Source organism: Salinibacterium sp. UTAS2018 (assembly GCF_004118935.1).
In the GTDB taxonomy this organism is placed as follows: Bacteria; Actinomycetota; Actinomycetes; order Actinomycetales; family Microbacteriaceae; genus Rhodoglobus.
Genome location: NZ_CP035375.1, coordinates 1762186 through 1784054 on the forward strand (window position 1 = coordinate 1762186; position 21869 = coordinate 1784054).

At 63.5% G+C, this 21869-nt stretch carries 26 protein-coding genes; 14 read left to right on the top strand and 12 right to left on the bottom strand.

Going from position 1 to position 21869, the window contains the following annotated elements; all coding sequences use genetic code 11:
* Positions 1 to 21 precede the first annotated feature (21 nt).
* Complete coding sequence (locus ESZ53_RS08455) at positions 22 to 471, bottom strand: Fur family transcriptional regulator (RefSeq protein ID WP_129072425.1); 450 nt, start codon at positions 469 to 471, stop codon at positions 22 to 24.
* Positions 472 to 604: 133 nt separating this feature from the next.
* On the opposite strand from ESZ53_RS08455, the gene ESZ53_RS08460 reads away from it, so the two are divergent.
* From ESZ53_RS08460 to ESZ53_RS08495, 7 genes are all read left to right on the top strand, one after another.
* Positions 605 to 1276 (top strand): FadR/GntR family transcriptional regulator, encoded by a 672-nt coding sequence (locus ESZ53_RS08460; protein WP_129072426.1) that lies wholly within the window; start codon positions 605 to 607, stop codon positions 1274 to 1276.
* Positions 1273 to 2145 carry an ABC transporter ATP-binding protein gene (locus ESZ53_RS08465; protein ID WP_210403780.1) on the top strand — a complete coding sequence of 291 codons (873 nt, stop codon included), beginning with the start codon at positions 1273 to 1275 and terminating at the stop codon, positions 2143 to 2145. Before ESZ53_RS08460 ends, ESZ53_RS08465 begins: the two co-directional genes overlap by 4 nt.
* Positions 2146 to 2251: 106 nt before the next feature.
* Complete coding sequence (locus tag ESZ53_RS08470; RefSeq protein ID WP_129072427.1) at positions 2252 to 2719, top strand: hypothetical protein; 468 nt, start codon at positions 2252 to 2254, stop codon at positions 2717 to 2719.
* Positions 2709 to 3014, top strand: coding sequence for a transcriptional regulator (locus tag ESZ53_RS08475; RefSeq protein ID WP_129072428.1), 306 nt, complete (start codon positions 2709 to 2711; stop codon positions 3012 to 3014). The genes ESZ53_RS08470 and ESZ53_RS08475 overlap by 11 nt, the downstream gene beginning before the upstream one ends.
* 254 nt (positions 3015 to 3268) lie before the next feature.
* Entirely contained in the window at positions 3269 to 3670 is a 402-nt protein-coding gene (locus tag ESZ53_RS08485; RefSeq protein WP_129072429.1) for a hypothetical protein, read from the top strand.
* A 222-nt stretch (positions 3671 to 3892) separates the two neighbouring features.
* Complete coding sequence (locus ESZ53_RS08490) at positions 3893 to 4174, top strand: helix-turn-helix domain-containing protein (RefSeq protein WP_129072430.1); 282 nt, start codon at positions 3893 to 3895, stop codon at positions 4172 to 4174.
* Positions 4164 to 5438 carry a type II toxin-antitoxin system HipA family toxin gene (locus ESZ53_RS08495; RefSeq protein WP_129072431.1) on the top strand — a complete coding sequence of 425 codons (1275 nt, stop codon included), beginning with the start codon at positions 4164 to 4166 and terminating at the stop codon, positions 5436 to 5438. Before ESZ53_RS08490 ends, ESZ53_RS08495 begins: the two co-directional genes overlap by 11 nt.
* A 111-nt stretch (positions 5439 to 5549) precedes the next feature.
* On the opposite strand, the gene ESZ53_RS08500 is transcribed toward ESZ53_RS08495, so the two are convergent.
* The 3 genes from ESZ53_RS08500 to ESZ53_RS08510 are packed head-to-tail and all read right to left on the bottom strand — an operon-like array spanning position 5550 to position 7748.
* Positions 5550 to 6383 carry a phosphotransferase family protein gene (locus ESZ53_RS08500; RefSeq protein ID WP_129072432.1) on the bottom strand — a complete coding sequence of 278 codons (834 nt, stop codon included), beginning with the start codon at positions 6381 to 6383 and terminating at the stop codon, positions 5550 to 5552.
* Position 6384: 1 nt separating this feature from the next.
* Positions 6385 to 7395, bottom strand: a complete 1011-nt coding sequence (locus ESZ53_RS08505) for a hypothetical protein (protein WP_129072433.1) — start codon at positions 7393 to 7395, stop codon at positions 6385 to 6387.
* Positions 7392 to 7748, bottom strand: coding sequence for a GntR family transcriptional regulator (locus ESZ53_RS08510; protein WP_129072434.1), 357 nt, complete (start codon positions 7746 to 7748; stop codon positions 7392 to 7394). The genes ESZ53_RS08505 and ESZ53_RS08510 overlap by 4 nt, the downstream gene beginning before the upstream one ends.
* Before the next feature lie 192 nt (positions 7749 to 7940).
* Here ESZ53_RS08510 and ESZ53_RS08515 point away from each other — a divergent pair, with 192 nt between their 5' ends.
* The gene (locus tag ESZ53_RS08515) at positions 7941 to 8525 is read left to right on the top strand and encodes a GNAT family N-acetyltransferase (RefSeq protein WP_246837266.1); all 585 of its coding nucleotides are present in this window, start codon (positions 7941 to 7943) and stop codon (positions 8523 to 8525) included.
* A 25-nt stretch (positions 8526 to 8550) separates the two neighbouring features.
* A complete protein-coding gene (locus ESZ53_RS08520) occupies positions 8551 to 8946 on the top strand; it encodes a hypothetical protein (protein ID WP_168187210.1) in 396 nt (131 codons plus the stop codon).
* An 89-nt stretch (positions 8947 to 9035) separates the two neighbouring features.
* Here ESZ53_RS08520 and ESZ53_RS08525 read toward each other — a convergent pair whose 3' ends face one another.
* Complete coding sequence (locus ESZ53_RS08525; protein ID WP_129072435.1) at positions 9036 to 9686, bottom strand: hypothetical protein; 651 nt, start codon at positions 9684 to 9686, stop codon at positions 9036 to 9038.
* Positions 9679 to 10017, bottom strand: a complete 339-nt coding sequence (locus ESZ53_RS08530) for a PadR family transcriptional regulator (RefSeq protein ID WP_129072436.1) — start codon at positions 10015 to 10017, stop codon at positions 9679 to 9681. Before ESZ53_RS08530 ends, ESZ53_RS08525 begins: the two co-directional genes overlap by 8 nt.
* 210 nt (positions 10018 to 10227) lie before the next feature.
* Between ESZ53_RS08530 and purL the strand changes: the two genes are divergently transcribed.
* Positions 10228 to 12480: a phosphoribosylformylglycinamidine synthase subunit PurL gene (purL, locus tag ESZ53_RS08535; RefSeq protein ID WP_210403884.1), complete on the top strand. Its 2253-nt coding sequence runs from the start codon at positions 10228 to 10230 to the stop codon at positions 12478 to 12480.
* A gap of 1 nt (position 12481) precedes the next feature.
* On the top strand, positions 12482 to 13318 hold the full coding sequence (locus tag ESZ53_RS08540; RefSeq protein WP_129072437.1) for a redoxin domain-containing protein: 837 nt from the start codon (positions 12482 to 12484) through the stop codon (positions 13316 to 13318).
* Between the two features lie 75 nt (positions 13319 to 13393).
* Here the strand turns inward: ESZ53_RS08540 and ESZ53_RS08545 are convergent, their stop codons facing one another.
* The gene (locus ESZ53_RS08545) at positions 13394 to 13738 is read right to left on the bottom strand and encodes a chorismate mutase (RefSeq protein ID WP_210403781.1); all 345 of its coding nucleotides are present in this window, start codon (positions 13736 to 13738) and stop codon (positions 13394 to 13396) included.
* A gap of 82 nt (positions 13739 to 13820) precedes the next feature.
* On the opposite strand from ESZ53_RS08545, the gene pgm reads away from it, so the two are divergent.
* Positions 13821 to 15479: a phosphoglucomutase (alpha-D-glucose-1,6-bisphosphate-dependent) gene (pgm, locus tag ESZ53_RS08550; RefSeq protein WP_129072438.1), complete on the top strand. Its 1659-nt coding sequence runs from the start codon at positions 13821 to 13823 to the stop codon at positions 15477 to 15479.
* Between the two features lie 21 nt (positions 15480 to 15500).
* Here pgm and ESZ53_RS08555 read toward each other — a convergent pair whose 3' ends face one another.
* The 5 genes from ESZ53_RS08555 to ESZ53_RS08575 all read right to left on the bottom strand — a co-directional run bounded on the left by ESZ53_RS08555 (position 15501) and on the right by ESZ53_RS08575 (position 20103).
* Entirely contained in the window at positions 15501 to 16403 is a 903-nt protein-coding gene (locus tag ESZ53_RS08555) for an amidase domain-containing protein (RefSeq protein ID WP_168187211.1), read from the bottom strand.
* A 129-nt stretch (positions 16404 to 16532) separates the two neighbouring features.
* The gene (locus tag ESZ53_RS08560; RefSeq protein WP_129072440.1) at positions 16533 to 17516 is read right to left on the bottom strand and encodes a DMT family transporter; all 984 of its coding nucleotides are present in this window, start codon (positions 17514 to 17516) and stop codon (positions 16533 to 16535) included.
* Positions 17513 to 18133, bottom strand: coding sequence for a GNAT family N-acetyltransferase (locus ESZ53_RS08565; protein ID WP_129072441.1), 621 nt, complete (start codon positions 18131 to 18133; stop codon positions 17513 to 17515). Before ESZ53_RS08565 ends, ESZ53_RS08560 begins: the two co-directional genes overlap by 4 nt.
* Positions 18134 to 18228: 95 nt before the next feature.
* Entirely contained in the window at positions 18229 to 18666 is a 438-nt protein-coding gene (locus ESZ53_RS08570; protein WP_129072442.1) for a hypothetical protein, read from the bottom strand.
* Positions 18667 to 18816: 150 nt separating this feature from the next.
* Entirely contained in the window at positions 18817 to 20103 is a 1287-nt protein-coding gene (locus ESZ53_RS08575) for an adenylosuccinate synthase (RefSeq protein WP_129072443.1), read from the bottom strand.
* A gap of 182 nt (positions 20104 to 20285) precedes the next feature.
* Here ESZ53_RS08575 and ESZ53_RS08580 point away from each other — a divergent pair, with 182 nt between their 5' ends.
* Both ESZ53_RS08580 and ESZ53_RS08585 read left to right on the top strand, forming a co-directional pair.
* On the top strand, positions 20286 to 21392 hold the full coding sequence (locus ESZ53_RS08580) for a M4 family metallopeptidase (RefSeq protein WP_129072444.1): 1107 nt from the start codon (positions 20286 to 20288) through the stop codon (positions 21390 to 21392).
* A 62-nt stretch (positions 21393 to 21454) separates the two neighbouring features.
* Positions 21455 to 21868, top strand: a complete 414-nt coding sequence (locus ESZ53_RS08585) for a protealysin inhibitor emfourin (RefSeq protein WP_210403782.1) — start codon at positions 21455 to 21457, stop codon at positions 21866 to 21868.
* The last annotated feature ends 1 nt before the right edge of the window (position 21869 follow it).

Genomic DNA, 21869 nt, shown 5'->3' on the forward strand with positions numbered 1-21869 from the left:
AGACAGCTCTGTCTGTGTTGTTCAGTCTGCGCTCTTTTGGGTGAGAGCGTTCTGGCAATCGGGGCAAATGCCCCAGAAGTTCACTTCGGCGGTGTGCACGGTGAACCCGCCAGCATCGGATGGCGTGAGGCACGGCGCGTGACCAACGACACAGTCCACGTCGCGCACAGCACCACATTCGGTGCACACGATGTGGTGATGGTTGTCGCCAGTGCGGCGTTCATAGAGCGCGGATGACCCTGCCGGTTCGATCTTGCGCAGCAAGCCCGCCGTCGTCAACGCCGCCAGCACTCCGTAGACGGCTTGGAGGGAGGTGCCGGGCACACTCGGCAGCACGGCCCCGAAAATCGTGTCGGCATCCGAGTGCGGGATCTCGGTGAGGGCGGTCAGCACAGCAACGCGGGGCTCGGTCACTTTGAGACCGGCCTCCCGCAGGGTGTCGGCGAGCGCCGCATCCGTCACTGTTTCCATGGGTACGACCGTATCAGTTGTTTTGAATAACTCAAGACAACTTGTGGCGCTTCTCGGATATGCACAGCGAGTTCGCAACTTGTCTGAGGTGTAGAGTTGCGAGGCATACAAACACAGCGATCGGAGCACCTGCATGACACTAGCAGTGCAGCACGGTCGGCTCGCCGCACAGGCAGCCGAAGTGCTTCTCGGGCGCATTCGGGCTGGCGAGTGGCCTTTGGGCCACAAGCTGCCGGGCGAGACGACGCTGGCCGCGGAAATCGGGGTCGGGCGCTCTACGTTGCGGGAGGCCATCCGTGAACTCGCCGGCAAAGGCGTGCTCGAAAGCCGTCAGGGCTCCGGCGTCTTCGTGATGTCGACCGACATCGCTGAGGACTGGGACGTCGTGCTGCGCCGAGTGTCCGTCGCCTCCGTCCTCGAAGCTCGGGTTGCCATCGAGGCCGAAGCCGCCGCCCTCGCGGCACATAGGCGCACGCCCTCAGACTTGCGAGCGATGCGCCGAGCGCTCGCCCGCCGCTCGGGCTCGCACCACTCCGTCGAAGACTTCGCTGACCTCGACATGGCACTTCACCGCGAAGTTGTCGCGGCATCCCACAATGAAGTGCTGCTGGAACTGTTCGACGGCTTCGTGCCGCGAGTGCGCGTAGCGATGATCGAGATGCTGAAGCTGCGCCCCATCCTCGACTACGAGGCAGACCAAGCCGCGCACGCCGCTCTCATCGAAGCGATCGCCGAACGGAACCCGGCCGCAGCGGCCGAGTGCAGCCGGGCGCACCTCACCGGCGTGCATCGAGCCCTCTCATGAACAACAGCACCCTGATCAGCGAAAGCATCCTCATGAACGAAAGCACCCCCGTGACCAGCAACCCCATCGTCGTCGAGCTGCGCGGCGTCACCTTCCGCCGCGGCGAGCGCACCATCCTCCACGAGGTCGACCTCACCGTGCGCGCGGGCGAACACTGGGCGCTCCTCGGGCCCAACGGCGCCGGCAAGAGCACCATCCTCGGTTTCGTTGGCGCTTCAACGCATCCGACGTCCGGGACCGTGGACATCCTCGGGCAACGCCTCGGGCGGGTCGAACTGCAGGCGCTGCGTCGCTCCATCGGGCACGTCAACCCGCGCCATCCGCTTCACGCACCCCTCACGATTCGGGATGTCGTACTCACCGGCCTCACCGGGTCTCTCGAGATTCCCGCGCGCTGGGATCCTTCCGCGCAGCAGGCAAACCGCGCGACAGAACTAATCGAACAGATGGGCCTGGCGGGCAAAGAAGCCCACCGCTGGCCAACCCTGTCACAAGGAGAACGCGGCCGAGCCCTCATCGCGCGTGCCCTGATCGCCGAACCCGACCTGCTGCTGCTCGACGAACCCAGTACCGGTTTGGATGTCGCGGCGCGCGAGCAACTCCTCGAAACCGTCGATGGGCTCACCGCCAATTTTCCGCGCCTTGCCTCGATTCTGGTGACGCATCACCTCGAAGAACTGCCCTCTACAACCTCCCATGCCGCCTTGATTGCAGACGGCCGGATCTCGCAGGCCGGGCCAGCAGAACAGGTACTGACCACCGAGAACGTCACGACCGCCTTCGCGCATCCGATTCGCGTCGGCCAACACGACGGCCGCTGGTTCGCACTGCCGGGTCGCACGCGCTCGCTCGATCTCGCCGCGGTCTAATCCCGGCGACCGCTTCCTAGACGCACTGCCGCGTGCAGAACCCAGCGCGGTGATGAATCTTCATTACTGCTTACTTTCCGAGATGGAAAGCAATACACTCAACCCCATGGAAAGCGAAGACGGCAGCACCGAGCGTGATGACGCACGAGCGCAGCTAGATCTCATCACCGAAGACCGACAGGCGCTCGCCCAGCGCGTAGCCCAGCATCCGTGGTGGCACACCCTCGCCTCCGCCGCGATCACCGCGGTGATCGTTGCCGCACCGTTGTCGGGCAGCATGTGGATCGTGACCCTCATTAGCGTCCTGTTGATCAGCGCCTCCGCTGCGCTCGACAAAGAGTGCGACAAGAGGATGGGCGTTTCGATCATGAAGCCCGTGGGGCGCAGGAGCCTAGCGATCGTGATCACGCTCGTGACGGTCGAAGTCGCGCTATTCGCCGCATCCGTCGGCATCATGTTCGCCGAGCTCTCCGGATCGATCGCCGTGAACTCAGCGCTAGCTGCGGTCCTCATGATCGTCGGGCTCCGGATGCTCAGCCACACCATGGCGCAGGAAATCCGTCATGGCCGCTGAACCCCGGTTCGACGAGTCAATTCACGCGTCCACCCGACTTCGCTTGTGCGCGGTTCTTCGCCCGCTGGACTCCGCCGAGTTTCGCGTCCTCATCAACATCTTGGGGATGAGCGAAGCGAGTCTCTCCAAGACAATCCGCATCCTGGTGGAGCTCGGCTACGCCACGACCTCAAAACAACCCTCGCCGCAGCGCGACGATAGTCGGCTGACGACAACCGTGCAGCTCACCCCCACCGGCAAAATGGCGTTCGACGGTCACCTCGCTGCGATCTCGGCGCTGGCCGACTTGGGCTGAATGGATCTCCCTGTTCCTCGGCTGGCACGAGGATGGCCGCGCCGGCGAGGAAGTGTTCTTCCCCGCGAAGGGCTACAAGTGAAACGACCTCAAGCAATACAACGCCGTCATCCGCGCACAGCAAGCCGACCCCGGGTGGGCCGAAGCAGCAGGCCCCAGCCACTTCAGGTCGGCAGCGAAATACATTCGCGCGCGACTGCGCGCCCCGACCACACTGACAGCCGACCGCAACGCGTGACGATTATGGTGGCCCCATGAGGACGCGAACGCTACTGCCGATCGCTGGCGTGATCATTGCGGTCGTGGCTTTGGCCGTCCTTTCGGGGCGCTGGATCGACACCGCCATCTGGGGCGCCGACGGTGCTCGTGTCATCGACACGACGAGGCAGCTCATCCGCGCTGCATCCTCGGGTGACCAAGCTGCACTCGCGTGCGAACACTTTGCAACGGACTTTGGCGACCCGCAAGCCTGGAACGGGTTGCGGGCCGGTGAGCCCGAAAAGTTCGATGCGGCCACGTCTCTCGACCGATCGTCGCTCGACGCCTCCTGGAGCATCAACCTCGAAGGATCGAGCGAGACTAGCGACGTCAGCCCAAGTCTCGTCTTCTACCGCGAGATCGAAGACGGTCTGTGTGTCGCGGACGTCAGATGGTGAACGACGGGCCTGAAAGTGGCTAGCTGAGGGGCCCCGTTATTGTCGCGCACCGGATTTCTGAGCGGACTCTCGAGGCCGCGACGCATCCCCTCTTCCGCGCCAGATAATGAATGTTTATCCGTGCATTGCGCAATGCTAGGATAAACGTGCATTGTGGGATGCACGGTTATGCGCGCATCGCTGCTTTTAGGCCAGGCAACACAAGAATGAAGGGAGCCTCCGATGCCCACCATTGGAATCACCAACTTCAAGGACCTCGGAGCCGTCGTAAAAGTCGCGCGACAAGCCCAGGGCATCCGCCAAGAGGACATCGCAGAAACGCTGGGATTCTCGCGCAACTATCTGCGCGAAATCGAATCCGGCAAACCGAATCTCTTTGCGTCCCGGCTCTTCCGCACTCTCAACAAGCTCGGCATCCGCGTCACTGTCACGTACGAACTCCCTCGTCACGGCTCAGAGATCGACGAGGGCCAGAGCGAGTCGGGGGCACGCCGTGGCGAGTGAGCTGGCAGTCTTCCTGCACGAACAGCGCATCGGAACACTCACTCGGGCTGCACGAGGTTCCACCGAGCAAGTGCAACTCACGTGGGCCGCCGACTACCAGCCAGGTGCTGTGCGTGTGACCGAAAGCTTCACCACCATCCCGGGCGCGCGCACCGACGTGAACCTTGTGTCACGGTTCCTCGGAGGTTACGGCCCCGAGGGCAACCAGCGCGAAGCGATGGCGTCGGAGCGCGGGATAGCCCCCAACGACCTTTTTGGTATCCTGCGCGAATTCGGCGGATCAATCGCCGGTGCCCTCACCTTTCTCCCGGCCGAAGATATCCCCGCAAGCTCGCCCTCCTACGAGCCACTCAGTGACTCCGAACTGAACCGGATGCTGAAGAGGGCAGTTGAGGATCATGACCTCGGGCAGCGAGATGACAGCCGCTCGATGATCCCCGGCTTTCAACCCAAACTTCTGTTGGCGAACTTCGGAGCCGGATGGCTGCAGCCGCACGGTAGCGCGCACTCTACCCACATCATCAAGCCCCTCGTGCCCTCGCGCCCCCACCTGATCGCGGACGAATACTTCAGCCATGAGCTCACCCGCGCCATGGGATTGTCCCGTTTCGGTAGCGAACTCCACACCGTCGGCCAAACTCCCTATCTGGCGATCGAACGCTTCGACCGCACAGTCACCGGAGAAACGGTCACCCTCGTTCACCAGGAGGACTGCGCGCAGGCCCTCGGCCTCGACTGGGTGAACGCGAGCTCAAAGTTTCAAGACAAGATTTGGCCCGCGAATCCGCAACGGCCCAGCGCAGCCAGGATCGCTGAAGCCGCGGCAAGCTTGAACGGAGAGAACCCGCTATCGGAGTGGTTGCGTCAACTCACCTACCGGGTGCTCGTAGGCGACAACGATGGCCACGCAAAAAACACCGGAATCCTTCACCTCCCCGGCGAAGACACCCTCACCCAGGTCTACGACTCCGTGCCTAACCTCTACCAGTCTGGGCGGATCGACTGGACCATGGCCTTAGCGATCGATGGGCAATTCGACCACCGCCACATCAGCGCCGAAAGACTCATCAACGAAGCCACACGTTGGGGAGTCATGACGCCGAGATCGATCGAAAAGACGGTGTCAGAAACCTTCGCCGCGTTTGACTCAGCGCTCAACAGCACTCGGCCACCCGTCGGCATTTCGCCCGGGCTTCTCGACGGAATGGAATGGAACCTGAGCCGCCTGCTAGCCGGAGATGAGATCAGCGAACCGCGCCGTTAGGGGATCTCTCTGCTGGCATCCGCGCAGGCAGCTTATGTCGGTCGGGATCACCCAGGGTCGTGCTTATCACTACATCCGAGGTGACGTCGAGCGGATGCCGCCAAGACGGTGTCAGTTGGCGCAGAGCCGTGTGGTCCAGTCATCCATTCGCGCGCGGAGGGCGCTCTCAGTGAGGTCGCTGTACCCGACACCGAGATAGTTGGGGGCCCAGGTTTCAACGCGCGAGGCTGACCGCGCGGCAGCCACCAGATCCCACGAATGGATGTCGGGCAGGGAGTACCCCGATTCGCGCTCGTACTCAGCGAGAAAATGATCTGCGGCGTCGCTAGATCCGAGGAGCACGAGGTCGAGGCGGCACCATGACACATCCAAGCCGCGTGGAGCGCTGCGAGCGCCCGACCAGTCGACGACACCGGTGAGCACGTCACCCTCCCACAGAGCATTTCCGCACCAGAAATCGTAGTGAGTGAGAACGTGGTTGGCCAGGTCGAGCTGCTGCCACGCTGTGCGTCCGCGAGTCTCTATCTCACTGTCGCCGTGCGGGGTTTCCCACGACAGGGTTCGGAGGCCGACGTTGTCGAGTTGGTGAATCTGCGCCAACGCGGCCGCCATTTGTTCGGCGACCCTGCGCAGCGGCACATCGGGCGAGGGCGGGCCGCCGGCGACCACTGACGTGACGAGGAACGGGCGAGCGCCAAACTGCCCCGCAGCGACGAGCCGCGGCACACGATCGCCTAGCGGGGCGACCCGGTCGAGAATCTGCGGCTCGTGCGCGACCGCATCATCCAGTGGCGGGAACACTCTGACGACATACTCGGTGGTCGAGTCCGCGACCACAAGGGTCGTCGCGTGCTGTCCGCCAGCCAGCTGTCGGACGAGCGTGATCGTCCGGCCCAGCACATCTGACACCGCGGCGATAACGCCATCCAACTCCACGACCGTCACGTTATTCCTGTTCGATTTCCGAGCTGGGGGCAGAGAGTGCGGAGGCCCGGCGCTGGTCGCGGAGCGTTGCCAGAAGAGCGGCCGGCACGCCGGGATCATCCACGGTGATAGCGAACTGTTTTCCGCCGATGGTGGTCACGACCAAGCCGGGACCCGTGCGGAGGATGAGCGCAGACTTTCCGGGCAAGACTCGGTACCCCCATCCGCCCCACTCTTTCGGCGTGATCTCGGCAGCATCAACGGCGTCGATCTCGTCAAGACGGATGCGTTTCAGCGGCACCCGAAGTAGCTCGGAAACGACTCGCAAGCCTCGCCAATCTGCGGTCACTCGGTAGCGGCTCAACGAAAGCAGCACCACAGCGGTGACGGCGATTGTAACGAGCACGACCGCCGAGTCGGCGACGTCATTGGCGGCTGCCGCGATCCAGAAGAAAACGATTCCCGCCGCGGCCAGCGCTACCGCGACCCACAAGAAGAGCCGTGCGGTGACAACGCGTGACCATGCACCACCCTCGTCGGGGCCCAGCGTTGTCCGCTCCTCCACGTCGCTCGAGGTGAGGCGCGACTTGGGGAGGACCAAGAAAGGGAGGAGGCCGTAGGCGTAAGACACGAAGCCGAGAACCAGCCACGGTCCCTGTACCACCTCGTACGGGTCGCCGGCTTGCATCGTGAGGTAGGCGGAGACCAACCACGTTTGCGCTCCGATGCCTGCGGGGAGTCCGGCGATCAAGAAACCATAGCGCCGCGTGGAGGCCAGAAGGCTGGGCCAGACGCCAATGACCACGCTGGCTACTGCCGCGGAGCCGGTCAGCGCCACTGCCAGCGTGAGGAATTGCATCGCACCCATCACGCCATCGGCGGGGCCTGTGCCCGACCAATGAGAGGCAAGCTCGGGTGGCAGCTGATTTCGCCACAGGGCAAACGAACCGAGAACAGCCGCGAGAGGAACGAACATAATGACAACAGCGGCGGCTCTGCGCGCGGTTGAACGTGGAGCGGTTATCTCGGTCATTGTGGTTCCGATCGGTTGATCAAGTGGATGACTTCGGCCCGGGTCATTCCCAGATTGCGCGCTTCTGTCATGAGCTGCTCGGCGAGTTCAGTGACGCGCGACAAACCGGTCAGGGCATCCTTTCGAATGAAGGCGCCTCTGCCCTGACGCATCTCGAGAAGGCCTTCGTTTCGCAACTCCGTATAGGCGCGCAACACGGTGTGCATGTTCACTTGAAGCGCCTTGGCGAGGTCTCGCGCTGGAGGCAAGCGTTCGCCGGGAGCCAACTCGCCAGCGTCGACGCTCGAACGGACCTGTTGCGCAATCTGCTGAGTCAACGGCAGCGGCGATGCGCGGTCGACTCGGAACAACATAGGAACATTGTAATAGAACAATGTGCTCGATCGCACGTGTCTTCAGAGAACGAGGCACGGCGGATGCGGACGGGATCACCGAAGGAGTCCTCGCAGGATCGAACGATGCCAGTCGCTCTCTCATGGTTTGCTTGCCTATCGCAGCCGCCCAGCCGCAAGCCACGTCGCGAGCCCGAGTGAGATGCTAGTCGCGTGAGTGCATCCGCGAATCGTGAGCACACTGCGATTGCGGTGCGCCCTTATACCGAGCTGGATGCCGCCAACACGTTGGCGATTTTCATCGCCGCGGTGACTGAAACGGCATCCGCGGACTACACCGCCGAGCAGACGGAAGTCTGGGCGGATATCAATGCGCGGGACCTGCGCTCCTGGGGCCGCGCGACGGCGGCGCGGAACAGTTTCGTCGCCACCATCGATGACGAGGTCGCAGGGTTCTCCGATGTGGGCACCACCGGCTACATCGACATGATGTTCGTCGCACCACGCTTTCTGCGACGCGGGGTTGCGCGGCAGCTTCTCGAACACGGAGAGGCCTTGGCGCGCAAAGCCGGAGCACGCGCCTTGACAGCCGACGTGAGCATCACGGCCCGGCCGTTCTTCGAACGTTTCGGATTCGTCGTCACTGCAGAGCAGCATCCAGTGAAACGCGGCGTTGAGCTGACGAACTTCGCGATGCTCAAACCCCTGCCCCAATCAGCGCTCACAGTTAGTGAAGTGACCGCAGGTTCGGCGGTAACAGGCCGGAGAAATCCGCTCTTTGCAGCCCGCGATTCTTGAGCAGCGCAGCCGATAATATTGCAGAATGACCGAACCTGAAGGCGCGTGGGGAGCGGTGCTCGAAACGATGTCCTGGGTCGGACTCGTTCCCGGCATCCCGCTGCTCATCTTCGGGTGGATTCTCGCTCTGCGGGCGTGCAAGTGGATCGCGACCACTGCCGAGGTTTTCGAAGCCGGAGGCTTTCAGGGCTTCCGCTGGTCCGATAGCGATGGCAGGCAGCACTCCGTCCTTCACGAGCCGTCTGAAGCTCCCATCATGGATGTCGGCACCCACGTGACTCTGCACTACGACCAGTGCCATCCCTCGCGATGGAGTCTCGCGCGGCCGCGCCGCACGAACGGCGCGATCCTCATCGGTTCAATCCTCACCGGAATCGGCCTCCTGAGCGTCGTTGCGGGATTCACTCTGATGGCTTTCTGAGCCAGCGATCCCTCCGAAACCGGGGTCCGGCTGATTAATCCTTGGAACGACCGCTGATCGCCCCTGAACCAAACGATCGGGCGCGAGAATCACACAGTAACGAGGCGCTGAGCATCCCGCACATGATGACGTCGAAGGGAGATCAGCAGCCACGTTCCGACCGCGAGCTGACCCACGATGGCGACGAGGAGCCCAAACGCGATGAAGTCCACACCGCCAGGGAGTAGAGGGTTCACCGGTTCGCCCCCGCTGCCCTGACTGCCGTTGACGATATAACCCGAAACCGCTATCGCCACGGCTACGGTGACCGCCACGATCGCGAGCGGCACGAGGGTCGCGATCCACTTCTGTCGGCGCGTCCACACCCGCGAGAACCACACCATCACGACACCGGCAACCGCGCCGACCACGGGGATAACCATGCCGCCGACCATGACGAGTACGGCTGCAACAATCTCAAACCAGGGCGCCCGTCGCGACGATTCCTGCGCCTTGGGCGAAGCTGCGGGCGGAGCTGCGGGCGGAGCCGAGGGCGATTGGTCGCGCGCTTCGGCCGCGATGAACTGGGGATCACCGAGGGCCCGAATCCGCGTCGCCGCATCCGCAGCACTGAGGCCTTCCAGCTCCTCAGCAACCTCGCCCAGAATGGCGTCGCCGACCTCAGCGGGAACACCCGTCAGCGCAGATTTCAACTCGGCGAGATACTTGTGGGCGACCTCAGTCGTATGCGAATCAGGCATGGTGCGGATCCTCTCCAATGATGTCGTGAACGGTTTGAGCAAATGGTGCCCACTGGCTTCGAAAGGTATTCAGAACCTCGACCCCCAGCGGAGTCAGTTCGTAGTATTTGCGCACCGGGCCAGCATCCGAAGCTTCGTCGTACGTGCTCACCACACCCTGCGCCCGCATGCGAGTCAACATTGGATACAGCGTGCCAATGCTGGCGATGAGGTTGTGCGCGATCAGCTTTTCGGACAGCTGCCAGCCATACATCGGCTGCTGCGCCAGAATGCCCAGGATGCACGCTTCTGCCACGCCTTTGCGGAGCTGAGATCCCACATCCACTTTCATAAAACGACGGTACCTTGCTAGGCAAGTTACCGCAATGCCCACGCCCTTCGGCTGCGGCTCCTCAGGGCTCAACCGCGACGCCTACGCCTAGGTAGACTGGAGGCGGCCGGCGTGAGCACCCCGGCATCCACAATCTTCTGGGAGAAGCCCCTCGTGACTGACGTCTCAACCAATTCCCGCCAGCATGTTGCCGACACGGTATCGAACGCGATGGCTACGCCCGAGAAAGAGCAGCCCTACGGCGCCCTCGGCCTCAAGCCAGACGAGTACGCGAAGATTCGCGAGATTCTGGGCCGCCGCCCCACGAGCGGTGAGCTCGCCATGTACTCCGTGATGTGGAGCGAGCACTGCTCCTACAAGTCCTCCAAGAATTACCTTCGCCAGTTTGGCAAGAAGGTCAGCGAGAACATGACCAAGAACCTCATGGTCGGCATGGGCGAAAACGCCGGCGTCATTGACGTTGGCGAGGGTTGGGCTGTGACCTTCAAGATCGAAAGCCACAACCACCCCAGCTACATCGAGCCCTTCCAGGGCGCTGCAACCGGTGTCGGTGGAATTGTTCGCGACATCATCTCGATGGGTGCTCGCCCCGTTGCTGTGATGGATGCGCTCCGCTTCGGCGCCATCGACAATCCAGACACCGCTCGCGTTGCCAAGGGTGTCGTTTCGGGCATCAGCTTCTACGGCAACTGCCTCGGCCTGCCCAACATCGGCGGCGAAACGTACTTCGACTCCGTCTACCAGGCCAACCCGCTGGTCAACGCTCTCGCCGTTGGAGTGCTGCGCCACGAAGACCTGCACCTGGCCAACGCTCGCGGCGTGGGCAACAAGGTCGTGCTGTTCGGTGCTCGCACCGGTGGCGATGGCATCGGCGGAGCATCCATCCTCGCCTCCGACTCCTTCTCAGAGGGCGGCCCGACCAAGCGCCCCGCCGTTCAGGTCGGCGACCCCTTCGCCGAGAAGGTGCTCATCGAGTGCTGCCTCGAACTCTTCCAGGGTGACCTCGTTGAGGGCATCCAAGACCTCGGCGCCGCCGGCATCAGCTGTGCCACGAGCGAGCTTGCCTCCAACGGTGACGGTGGCATGTTCATCGAACTCGAGAAGGTACTGCTGCGCGACCCCACCCTCACGGCAGAAGAAATCCTGATGTCCGAGAGCCAAGAACGCATGATGGCGATCGTGAAGCCCGAGAAGCTCGAAGGCTTCCTCAAGGTCGTTGAGAAGTGGGATGTCGAAACCAGCGTGCTCGGTGAAGTCACCGACACCGGCCGCCTCATCATCAACTGGCACGACGAAGAAATCGTGAACGTCGAGCCGCGCACCGTCGCCATCGATGGCCCCGTCTACGACCGCCCCGTCGCCTACCCCAAGTGGATCGACAAGCTTCAGGCCGACAGCGCCTCGGGCCTCGCTCGCCCCAAGGACGGCATCGAGCTGCGCGACCAGATGCTGCAGCTGCTCGCGAGCCCCAACCTCGCCGACAAGAGCTGGATCACCGACCAGTACGACCGCTACGTGCTCGGCAACACCGCCTTGAGCTTCCCGGATGACGCCGGCATGGTGCGCATCGACGAAGAGAGTGGCCTCGGCTTCTCTGTCGCGACCGACGCCAATGGTCGCTTCTGCCAGCTCGACCCCTACGCCGGAGCCCAGATCGCTCTGGCCGAAGCGTTCCGCAACGTTGCCGCCACCGGCGCCAACCCCGTTGCCGTCAGTGACTGCCTCAACTTCGGCAGCCCCGAGAACCCCGAAGTGATGTGGCAGTTCAGCCGCGCCGTTGAAGGCCTCGCCGACGGTTGCCTCGAGATGGAAATCCCCGTGACCGGCGGAAATGTCTCGTTCTACAACCAGACCGGCGATGTGCCCATCCACCCGACCCCCGTGGTCGCGGTGCTCGGCCTGATCCGTGACGTTGCTGAGCGCATCCCGAGCGGCTGGCAAGACGAGGGCAACAACATCTACCTGCTCGGCACCACCGCGCTTGAGCTCGACGGTTCGGCGTGGGCCGGCACTATCCACGACCACCTCGGCGGCCTGCCGCCCAAGGTTGACCTCGCTGCCGAGCGTCGCCTCGCTGACCTCATCAAGGCCGGCAACGAGCAGAACATCATCGCCAGCGCGCACGACCTCGCCGACGGTGGACTCGCCCAGACTCTTGCAGAATCTGTCATGCGCTTCGGCGTTGGCGCCCGCGTGTGGCTCGGCGAACTTCTCGAGCGCGACGGAATCGACGCCGCCACGGCCCTCTTTAGCGAATCGACCGGTCGCATGATCGTGTCGATCCCCCGCGAAGACGACGTGAAGTTCCGCGGACTCTGCGAAGGCCGCGGCTACCCCGCCGTGCGCATCGGAGTCACGGATGCCGCCTCCCCCTCGCTCGAAATCCAGGATCAGTTCACGCTGACCCTCGAAGAGCTGCTCACGGCTCACCGCGGAACGCTCGCGAAGGCCTTCGGCGCCTAGCGTGCAGACCATCAAGAGGGTTTACGGAGAAGTCACCGCCGCGCTCGCCCTCGGGGTGATCACGCTCGTCATCCTGCGCGCCATCACGGAAGCACAACCGTGGTGGCTCGCCGCCGCCCTGCCGTGGGTTGCGTACGCGCTCTATTTGGCGTTGCTGATGACGCGCGTCGTCGTTGTGCAGCGCCGGCATCCATGGGTTCAGCTTGCTGTCGCAGTGGTCGGCATTGTCGCGTCGATCGTTGCCGGGCCGCTCGCCGTGCTCGTGGCCGTTCTCGGCCTGGCCGTGATCATCGGTTACAACTACTGGTACTCCGTTCAGCACGTCTCCGCGGGGCCCGTGAGCGTCGACGAGCCCCTGCCGCTGTTCCCGCTCACCACCGTGGATGGCGCTGCCGTCGACAGCAGCGTCTTCACCCAGCAACCGCACGTGCTCATGTTCATTCGCGGTAACTGGTGCCCGTTCTGCATGGCTCAGGTCGCCCAGATCGCCGACCAGTATCGCGAGCTCGATCGCCGCGGAGTCGCCGTCGCGATCATCAGCCCCCAAAAGCCCGCCGACACCGTTGAGCTCTCGCAACGCTTCGACATCCCCGTCAACTTCTACATCGATACGGATGGCGCAGCCGCCGCCGCTCTCGACCTCGTGCAACCCGGCGGAACGCCCGTCATCTTCAGCGCCGGAGCACCCGCAGGCGGCGATACCGTCGTGCCGACCGTGATCATCACCGACGCCAGTGGAACCGTGCTCTGGGCCGAACAGACCGACAACCACCGGGTGCGGCCCGAGCCGACAACGTTCCTCGACGTGCTCGATCAGCACGGCATCCGCGCGCGCTAGCCTGCTGCTAGTGGCGGGCTAGTTCGGTGCGGCCGCTGCGCCGAGCGTGCTGCACGTTGCGCGACGTGACGTGCGCTACTTGGCGGAATCGGGCTCGCTGCCCGACGCGATCTGCTCGTGGTGGTGAATGACCTCGGCGACGACGAAGTTGAACCACTTCTCGGCGAAGGCCGGGTCGAGGTGCGACTCTTCGGCGAGCGACTTGAGGCGTGCGATCTGGTCGCGCTCACGGTTGGGATCAGACGCGGGCAGGCCCTTGGTGGCCTTGAGACGACCAACCTGCTGCGTGTATTTGAAGCGTTCGGCAAGCAAATGGATGAGGGCCGCATCAATGTTGTCAATGCTGCGGCGAGCGCCCAAAAGTTGCTCGCGCACTTCGGGGTCGACGTTGTCGTTGTGGGCCTGATCTCCTGCTGCCATATAACGACTTTAGGGGTTCTGAAGGCTGCGTGTTTGCCACATGACGCGCGCACCGCCGAGTGAAGGTGAAAGACTGGAGCGCATGAACGATCGCGCAGGCACGACAGCCCAGGCATCCGACCTCATTGATGTGACCGAGTTGGTGGCGGCGTATTACGCGCTGGTTCCGGATGTTTCGGTGCCCGAGCAGCGGGTGGTGTTCGGTACGAGCGGCCATCGTGGTTCCGCGCTCGACACCGCGTTCAACGAAGTGCACATCGCCGCCATCACGCAGGCGATCGTGGAATATCGCGCGGCGCAGGGCATCACGGGCCCCCTGTTCATTGGCCGAGACACCCATGCGCTCTCGCAGCCCGCCGAGACCACCGCTCTCGAGGTGCTCGCCGCCAACGGCGTGCTGGCGCTGAAGGATGAGTTCGACGACTACGTACCGACGCCCGCCCTGAGCCACGCGATCATTTCCTACAACGCAGCCGGCAACGACGACGTGGCCGACGACGTGGCCGACGACGTGGCCGACGGCATCATCATCACGCCCAGCCACAACCCGCCCCGCGATGGTGGTTTCAAGTACAACCCGCCGCACGGTGGCCCTGCCGACAGCGATGCGACCGGCTGGATTGCTGACCGTGCGAATGCGATCATCGCTGACGGCAACACGGCCGTAAAGCACATCGGCGACGCCGGGGCTGAGAACACGACGGCGGGCAGCTACGACTTCCGCGGGCGCTACGTTGACGACCTCGAGAACATCATCGACATTGATGCGATCCGTACGGCTGGCATCCGCATCGGTGCAGACCCGCTGGGTGGTGCGAGCGTCAACTATTGGAAGTTGATCGCCGAAAAGTACGACCTCAACCTCACCGTCGTGAATCCGGACGTCGATCCGACCTGGGCATTCATGACGCTCGACTGGGACGGCAAGATTCGCATGGACCCGTCATCGAAGTCGGCCATGGCCTCTGTCGTCGCCCGCCGCGACGAGTTCGACATCCTCACCGGCAACGACGCTGACGCCGACCGCCACGGCATCGTCACGCCCGACGCCGGCCTCATGAACCCGAACCACTACTTGGCCGTCGCGATCCAATACCTCTACACGCACCGCGAGGGCTGGAACCCGGATGCCGCCATCGGCAAGACGCTCGTCTCCAGTTCCATGATCGACCGGGTTGCTGCCGCCATGGGACGCGACCTTATCGAGGTGCCTGTCGGTTTCAAGTGGTTCGTACCGGGACTCGTCGATGGCTCGGTCGCCTTCGGCGGCGAGGAGAGCGCGGGCGCAAGCTTCTTGCGCAAAGACGGCTCCGTGTGGACAACAGACAAAGACGGCATCCTGCTCGCCCTGTTGGCCGCCGAGATTCTGGCGGTCACCGGCAAGACGCCATCCGTCTTGTACGCCGAGCTCGTAGAAGAGTTCGGCGACCCTGCCTACGAGCGTGTGGATGCCGTGGCCAGCAAAGAGCAGAAGGCCAAGCTGGGCAAGTTGAGTGGGGCTGCAATCACGGCCACCGAACTCGCGGGTGACCCGATCACGGCGAAGCTCTCGGAGGCTCCCGGAAACGGCGCCGCGATCGGCGGCGTGAAGGTGACCACGGAGTTTGCGTGGTTTGCTGCGCGCCCCAGTGGCACCGAAGACGTGTACAAGATCTACGCCGAGTCGTTTAAGGGCGCCGAGCACTTGCGTCTCGTGCAGGCCGAGGCGAAGGCGATCGTCGACGCTGCTCTCAACGGCTAGCGCTTCAGCGCCCGCGGCTCACTACGGAATGCTCCAGAAGTGTCCGGTGGCGTCTGGGTGATCAACGGTGATGGTGTCGTCGAGGTCACGGTAGTTGGTGTCGAGGTTGTGGCCGACCATCTTGATGACGATTTCGCCGTCGACGGTCTCTACTGAGGAGACGACCTGAATGTGGTCGAGGTAGTCGTTGTCATTCCAGTCGAAGACAACGAGGTCGCCGACCTTCACTTGGTCGCGCTCGTCGAAGCTGAGCTGCGTGGCCCCGAGTTCGGGGTTGGCGGTGAGCCAGTTTTCGAAGGCAGGCACATAGCCCCACGCGCCGCTCCAGTCAGAACCGGCGTCGTAGTTGAACCACTCGTCGGTCATCTCCCATCCGCGCAACAGCAGTGATTGGCTCGCAAAGTTGGCGCAGTCGCCGCCGACCGAGTTAAGGTCGCCGTACTCGTCGACGTTGTAGTCGTTCCAGTGGGTCAGGAGGTATTCCATCTGGCGGTCTACCGCGGTAGATGTTTCGTACGTGTAGTCGAGATCGGCTGCGGCCGCTACAGGGGCCTCATCCGCTACTACTTCAATGGCAACGGTCGCCGGTTGAAAGTCGACGGCGGCGGGCACGACGGCGGTGAGCGTTCCGCTGTCGGCAATGACGATATCTGCGGCAGAAACGCCTCCGAATGTGACATCCGTGACGGCATCGAGCGAAGCACCGGTGATGGTGATCGCTTCGCCACCAACAAGAGTGCCGGTGGTGGCGCTGAGCGCGTGCACCTCGGGCGTTCCGGAGGCGACAGCCGCGGCATCCGCATTACCGTGCGACGAGGAGTCGGGAACGGAGGCGATCGCGACAATGAGTGCCGTCACGCCGGCGAGGACACCGAGCGCGGCAGCGCCCACGCCAATGCGACGCACAAGATAGGGGGAGGACATTCGAGAAGTGTCACAGACCGGCATGAGCCGAACGCCACGAACCGGCGCGCTCACGCCGGATTCATAGGAATCTTCACCTCAACGAGTGCTCAGCGGGCGCATTAGGTCAGTGAGCTCCCGCCTGCGACGCTACGACCCGGAAGATCCCGGTGCAGTGCCGCCCTGCGAGCGCGCCCGAGCCCCGGGCAGTGTGAGCCGCCCCTGCGCCAGCAGCACTCCGACAAGAACAATCACCGCGCCGACGGGTTCGTGCCACGACATGGTCTCTTTCAGGATGACGAAGCCGAGGATGACGCCGATCACGGGGGTGATGTACGTGACGGTCGAGGTGCGGGTGGGGCCCCATTCGGCGAGCACTCGGTAGTTCCAGACGTAGGCCATACCGGTGCCGAGCACTCCGAGCGCGAGCAGGCTGGCGACGACCGGGAGGGTGAGATTTACCGGTCCGGTCGCGATGATCGGGGTGAGCATCAGGTAGATGACGGCGGCGATGCCGATGTTCATGGTGGCCGAAGTGACGCCAGGAACCTTGTACGGCGCCACGAACTTGCGTTGGTAGCTCATGGCGGCGCCGTAGCAGAGCGCGGCGCCGAGGCAGGCGAGTTGCCCGAGCAGACTGCCGCTGATGTCGCCGGCTTGCCACGGCGCGATGATCACGAGCACGCCGAAGATGCCGAGCGTCACGCCCGCGATCTGCGAGCGCGTGAGCTTCTCGACCCGAAACACGAGAGTGGCGAAGATGGCCGTCATGATGGGCGTTGTGGCGTTGTAGATGCTCGCTAGGCCCGAGCTCACGTACTGCTCCGCCCACGCAAACAGTAGGTACGGGAACACTGCGAAGAGAAACGCGAGCACGGTGAAGTGGGCCCACACGATCGGTTGGCGCGGCAGCTTGCGGCGACTGACCGCAAACACGACGACAAGCGCGAGAGCGCCGAGCACCGCCCGACTCCAGGCGACTTGGCCAAAGCTCACGCCATCCAGCGCCACCTTGATGAAGAGAAAACTAGAGCCCCAGACGAGGCCCGCGGCCGCGAAGCGCAGCGTCGTGCCGAGATTGGATGCTGTGTCATGCTTTTCGACTCGGCCAGCGGAAGCAGCGGGCCGGCTCACGCGCGCGGCTCCTGCTCGAGGCGCGCGAGCAACTCAGCCTTCACCCTCGGCCAATCGCTGTCGATCACCGAGTACACGGCAGTATCGCGCCACGAACCGTCGGCCCGCAGCAGGTGTTGGCGCTGGATGCCTTCGAAGGTCGCGCCGAGCTTGAGAATCGCGGCGCGCGAACGCTCGTTGATGGAGTCCGCTTGGAGTCGCACGCGGTTGTAGCCGTTGTCGAACGCGAAGCCGAGCAGCAGGAGTTTCGTTTCGGGGTTCACCGCGGTGCCCCAGACGCTCGGCGCATAGGCAGTCCAGCCGATGTGCGCATTAGCGTTCGCGTCGTCGAGATCACCGAGGGTGCTGACGCCCACGATGCGGCCGGCATCGGGGCCAGAGTTCAAGCGGATGGCGAACGGCATCCGGTCGGCGTAACCGAGGTAGCCGGCGCGCATCCACTCAATGAAGGATGCTTCGTCGGCGGGCAACCCGGCCGGGCCACGACCGTAGCCGCCGGCGAACACTTCGGGCACACCGAGGGCAGGCCAGAGGTCGGCAAGGTGCGCTTCGGTCAGGGGCTCAACACTGACAAAAGTTCCCTGAAGGATGCGGGGCTGCGGGCGCGTTACGGTCACTCACAAATACTCCCACCCCGCGAGCGCCACACACCCGCGGTTTTCGGACTTTCACCCACCAATTACGGCCGTTCAGTCCAGCAATCCCCGATTGGCTACCGAAGTTCGGAGGGTTCGCCCGCGGAAGGAGTCGACTCGTGAGGCTCCGATTGACTAGGCCGAGAGCCGACCACGACCAGAATCACTCCGGTCAGGGCGAGACTGATGTTCACGAGGAAGTAGATGAACCCTTCTGTTCCGCCAGCGATAACTACAGAGTATGAAACGACCGTGCCCGCGAGCGCGACAAAGACGGCGACGAGCCCGACTACCGTCATGGCGCCCAGGCCCTTGTCGGGTTTCATGGAACGCAGCCCGATCGCGAGGGTGAAGGCCGCGAACCCGATCAACGCCAGAGGGAGAAGAACCAGCGCAAGCGAATCGCTGATGATGCCATCGCGACGCCACGAAAGAGAGAGAAAGAGCAGGACCAGCATCGCGGCAGAGCCGTATTTGAGATACTTGATGATTACTCCGTTCGGTGGAGCTACCAACGGTACCAGCCCCTCCCGAGCTGGCGCCACCACATATTCGATCGGCTGCACGCTCGCACCGCCAACGGCGAAGTGCCGTTAACGCAGAAGCGGCACGCCCCGGATCTCTCCGGTGCGTGCCGCTTGGCTGCTAGCTAACTACAGAAGTGCTTAGTCGACGAGGTCGTGACGAACGATGATTTCGTCGCGGCCGGGGCCGACGCCGATTGCTGACATGCGGGCGCCGCTCATCTTTTCGATGGCGAGCACGTAGTCTTGCGCGTTCTTCGGGAGGTCCTCGAAGGTGCGAGCACCGGTGATGTCTTCGGTCCAGCCGGGGAACTCTTCGTAGATCGGCACCGCGTGGTGAAAGTCGGACTGCGAGACGGGCATTTCGTCGAAGCGCACACCGTCAACGTCGTACGCAACGCAGACGGGGATCGTCTTGAGACCGGTCAGCACGTCGAGCTTGGTGAGTACGAAGTCAGTGACACCGTTGACGCGCGCCGTGTAGCGGGCGATGGAGGCGTCGTACCAACCACAGCGACGCGGGCGCCCGGTGGTGGTTCCGAATTCGAAACCGTTGGAGCGCAAGAACTCGCCCGACTCATCGTGCAGTTCGGTCGGGAACGGGCCAGCACCCACACGCGTTGTGTAGGCCTTGACGATTCCGATGATGCGCTCGAGGCGGTTGGGGGCAACGCCCGAACCGGTCGCCGCGCCACCCGAGGTGGAGTTGGAGGACGTGACGAACGGGTACGTACCGTGGTCGACATCCAACATCGTTGCCTGGCCACCCTCAAAGAGCACGATCTCGCCCTTGTCGAGTGCCTGGTTCAGCAGCAGCCCGGTGTCGGCGACCATGGGGCGCAAACGGTCGGCATAGCTGAGCAGCTCGGTAACGATCTCTTCAACCTCGATCGCGCGACGGTTGTAGACCTTCACGAGCAAGTGGTTCTTCTGGTCGAGAGCGCCCTCAACCTTTTGGCGAAGAATGTTCTCGTCAAAGAGGTCTTGAACTCGGATGCCGACGCGGTTGATCTTGTCGGCATACGCCGGACCAATGCCGCGGCCGGTCGTACCGATTTGGCGCTTGCCGAGGAAGCGTTCCGTCACCTTGTCGAGGGTGCGGTGGTAGTTGGTGATGATGTGCGCGTTGGCACTCACCAGCAGTTTGGAGACGTCGACTCCGCGGGCGATCAGGGCATCCAGTTCTTCAAAGAGAACTTCGGGGTCGATGACGACACCGTTGGAGATGATCGGGGTGACGCCCTCTGTGAGGATGCCCGACGGCAGGAGGTGAAGCGCGTACTTTTCGCTGCCGATCACGACCGTGTGACCGGCGTTGTTGCCGCCGTTGAATTTCACGACATAGTCGATGCGGCTACCGAGGAGGTCGGTTGCTTTTCCCTTGCCCTCGTCGCCCCATTGGGCGCCGATGATGACGATTGCTGGCATGGTGGATCCCTTCGAAGAAGTGGGGGGATTACACCTCAGTCTACCCGAGAGCAGAGTTTTGCTTGTCGTAGCGATTTCTTGCGTGGCGGGGTTGCTGGGCGGGCCTTGCTGGGGACTCCGTGAGAATCGTGAGCCATCGTCGCCAAGGTCAGTGGTCCGTGTCAGCATGAAGCATGTTCCGGATGCCGAACTCCCCCGTTTCCCCCGCTGAATCGCCCCGCGCCCTGTGCGCGATCGTGCCCCCGTTTTTGCTGTCGCGAATCGCGACGCTGGAGGACCCTCGCTTCGAGCGCGCCGCTCATGCCGCGCGCCGATCGCTCACCGACATCGGGCATGATCATCTCGATCATGGGCGGCACGAACACACGCTGCCGCCGCGATCGCTGCGTCCCGACGAGACCGTCGTTGCGCGCGGCACTGTCAGCCGGGCAATCTCGGATGCGCAAACGGGCGAGACACTGCCGGGCGTGCTCGTGCGGTCAGAGGGCGAACCCGAGACCGCAGACGCCTCGGTGTCAGAAGCGTACGACGGCCTCGGCCACACCTTCGCCCTGTTCTGGGAGGTGTTCGAGCGCGATTCGATCGACGACCGTTCGTCGCCGCTCGAAGCGACCGTGCACTTTGGCCGAGAGTACGACAATGCATTCTGGGATGGCAGCCGTATGGTTTTCGGCGACGGTGACGGTGAGATCTTCACCGGCTTCACTCGCTCGCTGAGCGTCATCGGCCACGAGCTCGCGCACGGAGTCACGGAGTTCGCCGCCGGCCTCGTCTACCGCGGCCAGAGCGGTGCCCTCAACGAGCACGTCTCCGACGTTTTTGGTGCGCTCGTCGAGCAGTACGCGTGGGGTCAGACCGCGGGCGAAGCCTCCTGGCTCGTCGGCGAAGGAATCTTTACCGACGAGGTCGAAGGAAACGCGCTGCGTTCCCTTCGAGCACCGGGCACCGCCTACGACGACGACGTGCTCGGCAAAGACCCGCAGCCTGCGCACTGGGATGACTTCATCGTCACGCAAGAAGACAATGGCGGAGTGCACTTGAACTCGGGCATCCCCAACCGCGCCTTCTGGAGCACTGCTGACAGCTTGGGTGGTTTTGCCTGGGAGCGTGCCGGTCAGATCTGGTTCGACACCCTCACCAACGGATCGCTCACTCCCCGCAGCGAGTTCTCGGAGTTCGCTGCCGCCACGATTGCGGCAGCAGTAGCCCGCTTTGGCGATGGCTCTGATGAACAGCGCGCGGTCGAAGCAGGCTGGACGCTGGTGGGAGTGGTTCCGGCAGCGAGCTGAACCGTTGCGCCCTCCGGGGCTCCACCCTGTTCACCCGCACGGCGACGGGATAGCATGCACCTGTGAAGGTACAGGTGTGGCGAAGCGGAGGCCTGCTCGGTCGACGCGTGGAGTGGGCTGTCGTTGTCGACGAGCAGCCGGACCCCGACCAGTGGTACCTGCTCATCTATGAAATACCGTGGAACGAGCATCCGGCCGAGAACACGATGCCCGACCGCTACACCTACGAGATCCACTGCGAACCGCACGAAGCGGTCATCCCCGAGCAGCAGCTCGTGGGTCCCTGGCGCGAACTCGTTGATCGGGTGCGTGAGGCCGACCCAAACCCGCAACGGCCCCGCCCCGAGTCACAGCCCGCGCCGAAGCTAGAGCCAGAGTCGGCCCCAACGCCAGAATCTGACCAAGAGTCTCGCACCCCGCCAGAGTCCCCGCGCGACCCTCAACCCCAGCCCGAAGCCGAAATCGAGTGCGATTAGC

Excerpts from the sequence above, each read along its gene's own strand:
- ESZ53_RS08545 (WP_210403781.1), bottom strand. The coding sequence starts at position 13,738 with ATGGCAGCAGGAGATCAGGCCCACAACGACAACGTCGACCCCGAAGTG.
- ESZ53_RS08575 (WP_129072443.1), bottom strand. The coding sequence starts at position 20,103 with ATGCCAGCAATCGTCATCATCGGCGCCCAATGGGGCGACGAGGGCAAG.
- ESZ53_RS08510 (WP_129072434.1), bottom strand. The coding sequence starts at position 7,748 with ATGTTGTTCCGAGTCGACCGCGCATCGCCGCTGCCGTTGACTCAGCAG.
- pgm (WP_129072438.1), top strand. The coding sequence starts at position 13,821 with ATGAACGATCGCGCAGGCACGACAGCCCAGGCATCCGACCTCATTGAT.
- ESZ53_RS08470 (WP_129072427.1), top strand. The coding sequence starts at position 2,252 with ATGGAAAGCGAAGACGGCAGCACCGAGCGTGATGACGCACGAGCGCAG.
- ESZ53_RS08580 (WP_129072444.1), top strand. The coding sequence starts at position 20,286 with ATGCCGAACTCCCCCGTTTCCCCCGCTGAATCGCCCCGCGCCCTGTGC.
- ESZ53_RS08555 (WP_168187211.1), bottom strand. The coding sequence starts at position 16,403 with ATGTCCTCCCCCTATCTTGTGCGTCGCATTGGCGTGGGCGCTGCCGCG.
- ESZ53_RS08455 (WP_129072425.1), bottom strand. The coding sequence starts at position 471 with ATGGAAACAGTGACGGATGCGGCGCTCGCCGACACCCTGCGGGAGGCC.
- ESZ53_RS08525 (WP_129072435.1), bottom strand. The coding sequence starts at position 9,686 with ATGCCTGATTCGCATACGACTGAGGTCGCCCACAAGTATCTCGCCGAG.
- ESZ53_RS08465 (WP_210403780.1), top strand. The coding sequence starts at position 1,273 with ATGAACAACAGCACCCTGATCAGCGAAAGCATCCTCATGAACGAAAGC.
- ESZ53_RS08485 (WP_129072429.1), top strand. The coding sequence starts at position 3,269 with ATGAGGACGCGAACGCTACTGCCGATCGCTGGCGTGATCATTGCGGTC.
- ESZ53_RS08505 (WP_129072433.1), bottom strand. The coding sequence starts at position 7,395 with ATGACCGAGATAACCGCTCCACGTTCAACCGCGCGCAGAGCCGCCGCT.
- ESZ53_RS08530 (WP_129072436.1), bottom strand. The coding sequence starts at position 10,017 with ATGAAAGTGGATGTGGGATCTCAGCTCCGCAAAGGCGTGGCAGAAGCG.
- ESZ53_RS08475 (WP_129072428.1), top strand. The coding sequence starts at position 2,709 with ATGGCCGCTGAACCCCGGTTCGACGAGTCAATTCACGCGTCCACCCGA.
- ESZ53_RS08460 (WP_129072426.1), top strand. The coding sequence starts at position 605 with ATGACACTAGCAGTGCAGCACGGTCGGCTCGCCGCACAGGCAGCCGAA.
- ESZ53_RS08490 (WP_129072430.1), top strand. The coding sequence starts at position 3,893 with ATGCCCACCATTGGAATCACCAACTTCAAGGACCTCGGAGCCGTCGTA.
- purL (WP_210403884.1), top strand. The coding sequence starts at position 10,228 with ATGGCTACGCCCGAGAAAGAGCAGCCCTACGGCGCCCTCGGCCTCAAG.
- ESZ53_RS08520 (WP_168187210.1), top strand. The coding sequence starts at position 8,551 with ATGACCGAACCTGAAGGCGCGTGGGGAGCGGTGCTCGAAACGATGTCC.